The organism is Nitrosomonas communis (genome assembly GCF_024102715.1).
GTDB classification, from domain to species: Bacteria; Pseudomonadota; Gammaproteobacteria; order Burkholderiales; family Nitrosomonadaceae; genus Nitrosomonas; species Nitrosomonas communis_B.
In genome coordinates this window covers 1-5,288 of record NZ_JAGFJM010000058.1, presented here as the reverse complement: position 1 = coordinate 5,288, position 5,288 = coordinate 1, and the positions used below count along the sequence as shown (strand labels likewise).

General features: G+C 45.6%; 11 protein-coding genes. 7 read left to right on the top strand and 4 right to left on the bottom strand.

Annotation, left to right across the window (positions count from 1 at the left end):
- Positions 1-3: 3 nt before the first annotated feature.
- The 4 genes from J5I83_RS05690 to J5I83_RS05675 all read right to left on the bottom strand — a co-directional run bounded on the left by J5I83_RS05690 (position 4) and on the right by J5I83_RS05675 (position 2,208).
- Positions 4-465, bottom strand: a complete 462-nt coding sequence (locus tag J5I83_RS05690; protein WP_304054047.1) for a hypothetical protein — start codon at positions 463-465, stop codon at positions 4-6.
- A gap of 159 nt (positions 466-624) precedes the next feature.
- Positions 625-999, bottom strand: a complete 375-nt coding sequence (locus J5I83_RS05685) for a hypothetical protein (RefSeq protein WP_304054044.1) — start codon at positions 997-999, stop codon at positions 625-627.
- A gap of 153 nt (positions 1,000-1,152) precedes the next feature.
- A complete protein-coding gene (locus J5I83_RS05680) occupies positions 1,153-1,467 on the bottom strand; it encodes a hypothetical protein (protein ID WP_304054041.1) in 315 nt (104 codons plus the stop codon).
- Between the two features lie 15 nt (positions 1,468-1,482).
- Positions 1,483-2,208, bottom strand: coding sequence for a helix-turn-helix transcriptional regulator (locus tag J5I83_RS05675; RefSeq protein WP_304054038.1), 726 nt, complete (start codon positions 2,206-2,208; stop codon positions 1,483-1,485).
- 83 nt (positions 2,209-2,291) lie between these two features.
- Here J5I83_RS05675 and J5I83_RS14505 point away from each other — a divergent pair, with 83 nt between their 5' ends.
- The 7 genes from J5I83_RS14505 to J5I83_RS05645 all read left to right on the top strand — a co-directional run.
- Complete coding sequence (locus J5I83_RS14505) at positions 2,292-2,537, top strand: transcriptional regulator (RefSeq protein WP_369683395.1); 246 nt, start codon at positions 2,292-2,294, stop codon at positions 2,535-2,537.
- Positions 2,538-2,672: 135 nt separating this feature from the next.
- Positions 2,673-2,921 carry a hypothetical protein gene (locus J5I83_RS05670; protein WP_304054035.1) on the top strand — a complete coding sequence of 83 codons (249 nt, stop codon included), beginning with the start codon at positions 2,673-2,675 and terminating at the stop codon, positions 2,919-2,921.
- Complete coding sequence (locus J5I83_RS05665; protein WP_304054032.1) at positions 2,900-3,091, top strand: hypothetical protein; 192 nt, start codon at positions 2,900-2,902, stop codon at positions 3,089-3,091. Before J5I83_RS05670 ends, J5I83_RS05665 begins: the two co-directional genes overlap by 22 nt.
- Positions 3,088-3,348: a hypothetical protein gene (locus tag J5I83_RS05660; protein ID WP_304054030.1), complete on the top strand. Its 261-nt coding sequence runs from the start codon at positions 3,088-3,090 to the stop codon at positions 3,346-3,348. The genes J5I83_RS05665 and J5I83_RS05660 overlap by 4 nt, the downstream gene beginning before the upstream one ends.
- Positions 3,345-3,833 (top strand): phage regulatory CII family protein, encoded by a 489-nt coding sequence (locus tag J5I83_RS05655; protein WP_304054027.1) that lies wholly within the window; start codon positions 3,345-3,347, stop codon positions 3,831-3,833. Before J5I83_RS05660 ends, J5I83_RS05655 begins: the two co-directional genes overlap by 4 nt.
- Complete coding sequence (locus tag J5I83_RS05650) at positions 3,830-3,979, top strand: hypothetical protein (protein ID WP_304054025.1); 150 nt, start codon at positions 3,830-3,832, stop codon at positions 3,977-3,979. Before J5I83_RS05655 ends, J5I83_RS05650 begins: the two co-directional genes overlap by 4 nt.
- A 30-nt stretch (positions 3,980-4,009) precedes the next feature.
- Positions 4,010-5,288: DUF4942 domain-containing protein (locus J5I83_RS05645; RefSeq protein WP_304054022.1), on the top strand; the 1,279-nt coding region annotated here is incomplete at its 3' end.

The window sequence follows — 5,288 nt, the reverse complement described above, 5'->3', positions numbered from 1 at the left end:
TACTCACTTGGCAACGATCCACCCGTCACCAACATAATTCATTTTTACAAGTCCATTGGCTTGCCTATCAAACCTCCTCTTCATCGATATGTAAGAGTTGTGCCCGTAAGTATATTTGTCTAGTGGGTTGTATTTTAATGTTTTGTCTACTTTGTCAAATTCAAAATTGAATCTGATAAACCCATCAATAATGTCGTGTCTTTTCTCTGGCGGGAAAGACTCCACATAGTCTTTCAGCAACAGGTCCCACTGCCATCCGAGCAGAACAATTCCATTGTTTAACTTCAGTTCCGAAGGGTAAAAAATATGATTGAGGTCATAGAATATTCTGCTGCCCTCTGTTAAAGGTTCCCACTTTCTGGGTATTTTTATATGCTCATAATGTTGTTCTTGCGGCCCAGAAGAGACGCAGCCCGCTACAAATAATAAGGTTATGAGGCGGATCAAGTAGTTTTTACACCCCATATCTATTTATTCCCCCTTAATTTCAGCATCGGTTTGTTTATACCTTGTTGCATACAACCCCAATTGGCAAAATAGCCGCAACAAAGTGCATGGTTTTAATTTTTTCTTGCCTAACGTTGATGATCGGGTGTTCGTCGTTGATTGATCCAAGTGAATGTTTTATCGGCTTGTTAACACCCAGTGTTCATACCCTTCAAGCTTGTTCTTATCACTCTCATATTCATAAGTCATGATCATTTTCCCATCACTGCCTTTAAATAACCTAATTTTTGCGCCTTCTTCAGTTAAAAGAGACGACCCTTCCTTTAAGATGCGTCCTGTAGAATCAATATGATCAACTTTTGTTGTGCATTCAGTGGGTTCCGTATAACATTTTTTCATTGTTCTGCGGATACCATCTTTCCCAACAATCATTGTTCCTTCCAATGTTTCATTGTTTTTAGGCAGATTATTTACTTCCTTGCCGTTGAAGATATAAGTTCCTCTCACAAAGCTATAAACTTCTTGCGCTCCAACATTTGCACTTAAAGCCATGGTAGTTGCAAATAAAAGCAAAAATTTCCTGTATCTTCTCATTTTGTCTGGTTATTTATAGTTTCTTTCCACTCCATGCATAAACCACCACGCCGTGAACGGTAAGTTCATGGCTGCCGTCCAGCACATCAACCGTCTTTATTAATGGGTTGTCTATTGTCTATTTGCCTTAGTGCACTCTAAATAAACGCTATTCCTAAAATCTTCTACACTTCTCTTCTGCATCTCTTCTGAATGATATCTTGGCTCTTCGAATGCATTAATTGTCATAGCTTCAATTAAATTGTTTAGCTTCTGGCTCTCAAAAAATTTTTGTTTCATTATCTCTGACATAGCTACGCCTGATTGCCTCGAGCTCATTATCGCAGCACCAAGCTTTGATATTGATTCACACCATGATTGCAGGTCATTGGCATGTGATTGTGCAGATTGCACGAAAAGAACCGCAAGCAAAACAAACGCTCTCATCCCTTAATATCCTCCTTACAAATCAATTTTTCGCCACAGAACGGGGATGACCTTGCCGATTATCCTAGTCTGTTCCGTCCTCTCGTCCCATGGCCAGCTTGGATAAGCTGTATTATCTGAGCTAACTGTCAGGGTTTTCCCTACAAGGGATAAGCGCTTGCATACTACCTCCCCGCCATGCAGTAAAATATAGACGGCTTCTCCAGCATACTCTTTAACTGATGTATCTATAAACAAGAGATCGCCCTGCTGTATCGTGGGAATCATGCTGTCCTTATTTGCGATAATGATCTTGATGTGTCCGTTTTTGTTTGTACTGCCGATCAACCTATGAGCTTCTTCCAGTGACATCACCAGCGTTTTTATGGTCTCCGGGTAGTCTGAATTAGTCGCTCCATCGCCACAGTCAGCCTTAACGTCCAGCATTTTAAATGAGGCGGAATCTTTATCTGCGCCCATTCTTTCCCCGCTTGATATATAAACAACCTCTGCAAGTTCGCCCTCTTCTGGTATCGGCTGATCCATCCACCCCCTCGGCTTCTTACATATCGTTTCTATATTTCTTACAGTGTCATCGCTCATCGAGCGTTTCCTGCCGGTTTTTGGATCAACAGACTGATTTAGCCATTGGGAAACCTGTGCGTACTGCTTGCCTATTTGATTAGCGAATTCATTGATACCACCAGCCTCATCAACAAGAATTCTTAATCTATCCAACCTAATTTCATCGTTTGTTTTCATAGCCAAAAGTTAGCATAACGCTAACAATTAATATATTAGCGATGCGCTTGCATTAATATTAGCGACGCGCTAATATTGAGCGCATGGATCTAAACACATATTTATCAACAGTCGAATCAGCCAAGTCACTAGCCGCCAAGATGGGGATACACCCTGTTCTGCTGAGTCAGTGGCGAAATAAAGTGCGACCCGTACCGATCGAACAATGTGTCCCGCTTGAAAGGGCCACAAATGGCCTAGTAACGAGACATAGCCTCCGCCCAGACGACTGGCACGAAATCTGGCCTGAACTTGTTCAGCAACCAAAAACCGCCTGCAACCAATCATGACGATCACCATGCATCACTCTCCATCTGCCCTGTCGGGCGGCTTGTCCCGGTGGCCTCACGGCTGCCGGGGATTTTTTCGGGGATTGTTGCAGGGGAAAGTGTTACGGACAACGGAAATAACCAGGGGAGATTTCCATGAGCAATAGCGAAGCAGAGCTAAATATTGATGATGTAGTGGAATTGAGCCCGCTTGCAAAAAGCCAACTGAGGAAACTTAAAATTGTGAAGGAAGCATTATTAAATGCTCCTGTTGCTGAACTAGTTTCTGCAGATTTCGAAAAAATGACATGGACGTTCAGTCTTGAAGATGGCCAAAGGGTGCGCTCAGGTAAATATGCGATTGTCGATATTGGAGATACTGAATGGCCCACCACGAACCGATAGGTGTCGCCGAGATCGTGCATGGAGAGGCTAACGCCCACTTGATCGCAGCCGCACCAGATTTGCTGGAAGTGGCTGAAATGGTACTAGCCACAGCAGACATTAATACCCCACATGATCTGATAGATGCGGCAACCAAGGCTGTTGCGAAGGCGAAAGGGGTGGAAGTATGACCCGCCACGAACCGATAGGTGACGATGAAATTTTCGTCGGAAACACGCACAAGGGACAGGCGCAGGTCGATTGGCTGCGTGCTCGCGGAGTTAAGTCCGCACGGCTGGGCAATCAAGCGCTGGATATTGAAGGAAAGCGTTTGCCGAAGGATATTTATTTGCCAGTGATCATCTCGCGCGCGGATCGGAAGATCTATAACGATGTGATGAACAGTCAAGGATTCCTTGACAGTTGCCAGCGACGGATAAATCCATGACCCACCGCTATAACGAAATGAACCCAGGCGATGCGCTGTATATGGCTGCGCGTAAGTACCCCGGCGGGATCGAGGCGCTGGCCAGTCGTATGGGCATGCCTGCAGGCGTGCTCTACAAGAAGCTAGGCACGAAGGTGGACTCGCACCATGTAAGTTACGACGAAGTGTCGGCGATCATCGATTTTCTGACCGAGGCCGGTCAGCGTGACATGGCTGAACTGGTGATCAATTCATTCTGCTGGCGGCATGATCATCTGGCGTTTGAGTTGCCGCAGCAGTTTGTTACAGACGAACAGTTATTCGACCAGGTGCTGGCAATCGTGCAGCAGAAAGGCGATCTGGCCAAAAACCTGAGTCAGGCGATGAAGGATGGCCGTATTTGCACACAGGAATACGATCAGTTGGAGCGGGATATCCAGACATGCATTCTCGGCCTGCTGAAGTTACGCAAGAAGATCCACATCAAGCACGTGGAAAGCGAATGATGACTCCTTTATATCCTCTATCTTTGGAGTTTCAAACCGTTGTCCCAGCGCATGGCGTTGGCGGGAATACCCGTCCGGTTATGGGGCATATATTTTCATTATTTTCTCTCAACCGCAGCGGGCGGCGTGGTTCTCCCTCCACGTAGTCGGTATATCGCCCGCACTAATTCAGTGATATGAACGCCATCATCGATCATCAACAGGAATGGATGCGGAGTGAAGAAGAGTTCTTCGCTCCTTCGTCTTATGGCGCAATTGATCTCCTTCTGGATAAATATCAGAAAGATCGAGCAAGGATTCTGGAGATATCAGACCAAATAGGCGAAGACGACTGCATCAAGCACTTTATCGAAGGCAATTCGGATAGAGACCGCCGTTGGTCAGCCCATTCTATTGGAAAACTATTCAGCGCTGATGGCGCAATCGCCCATCTTAATTCTGATTATTGGGCACAGGCATTAGCATTGACTGATGTAGTTAATTGCATGCCGCAAGACAGAAAAAACGAATGGTTTGCTCAAATTCATGAGCAGAAATGCCCGGATTTTGAAGAATCAACGGTAAAAGCCACGATAGAAACATTGCTGAGTTCTCGTAGCAAGTTCTTTGCTGAAAGGGTCGATGGAATATTCCGTTCGCTCTCAGGCGAGCATGTGACGAACAGCCCAATGGGATTCCGGAAACGGATGATTATTTCTGGAATTTTTTCGTTCTATGTAGAAACGAGTAGAAGCGGCTATATCGATGATTTGCGTATCGTGATTGCGAAATTCATGGGGCGCGGAGAACCTGATTTCGGCAGCACCAACGATGCAATCAGGATAGCTCGCAGAAGGCATGGTGAGTGGATCAAACTGGATGGTGGTGCTCTAAAACTGCGTGTGTATCTAAAAGGCACAGCTCACCTTGAAGTACATCCAGATATGGCCTGGCGTCTAAATTGCGTGCTTGCTCATTTGTATCCTAATGCCATCCCTTCTGAGTTCCGGAAGAAACCCGTCAAAAAAGCAAAAGATATCGAGCTGATTCAAAAACCACTGCCATTTGCTGTATTACGGACTTTGCACGATTACGCGAAGCACCTTAAAGGCAAGGTGATCGATCACCCAATCGGAATTAGCAAAACAGATAAGCGGTTCGTCAACGCGCAGACGCTTCTGGTTTTGGAATCGATTGGCGGCGTTCGTCAGGAAAACGGAAGTTACCGGTTTGACTATGATCCGCGCGATGTAATCGATGATATCGTCACCAACGGATGTGTTCCTGATCATGTATCTCATCAGTATTACCCGTCACCGGAAAATATCGCTGCAGGAGCCATAGAAATGGCCGAAATAGGCCCAAATGATCTTTGCCTGGAGCCTAGTGCCGGACAGGGTGGACTGGCCGATTTCATGCCAAAAGAGCGAACACACTGCATTGAGATCAGCAGCCTGCATTGCAAGATTCTTGAGG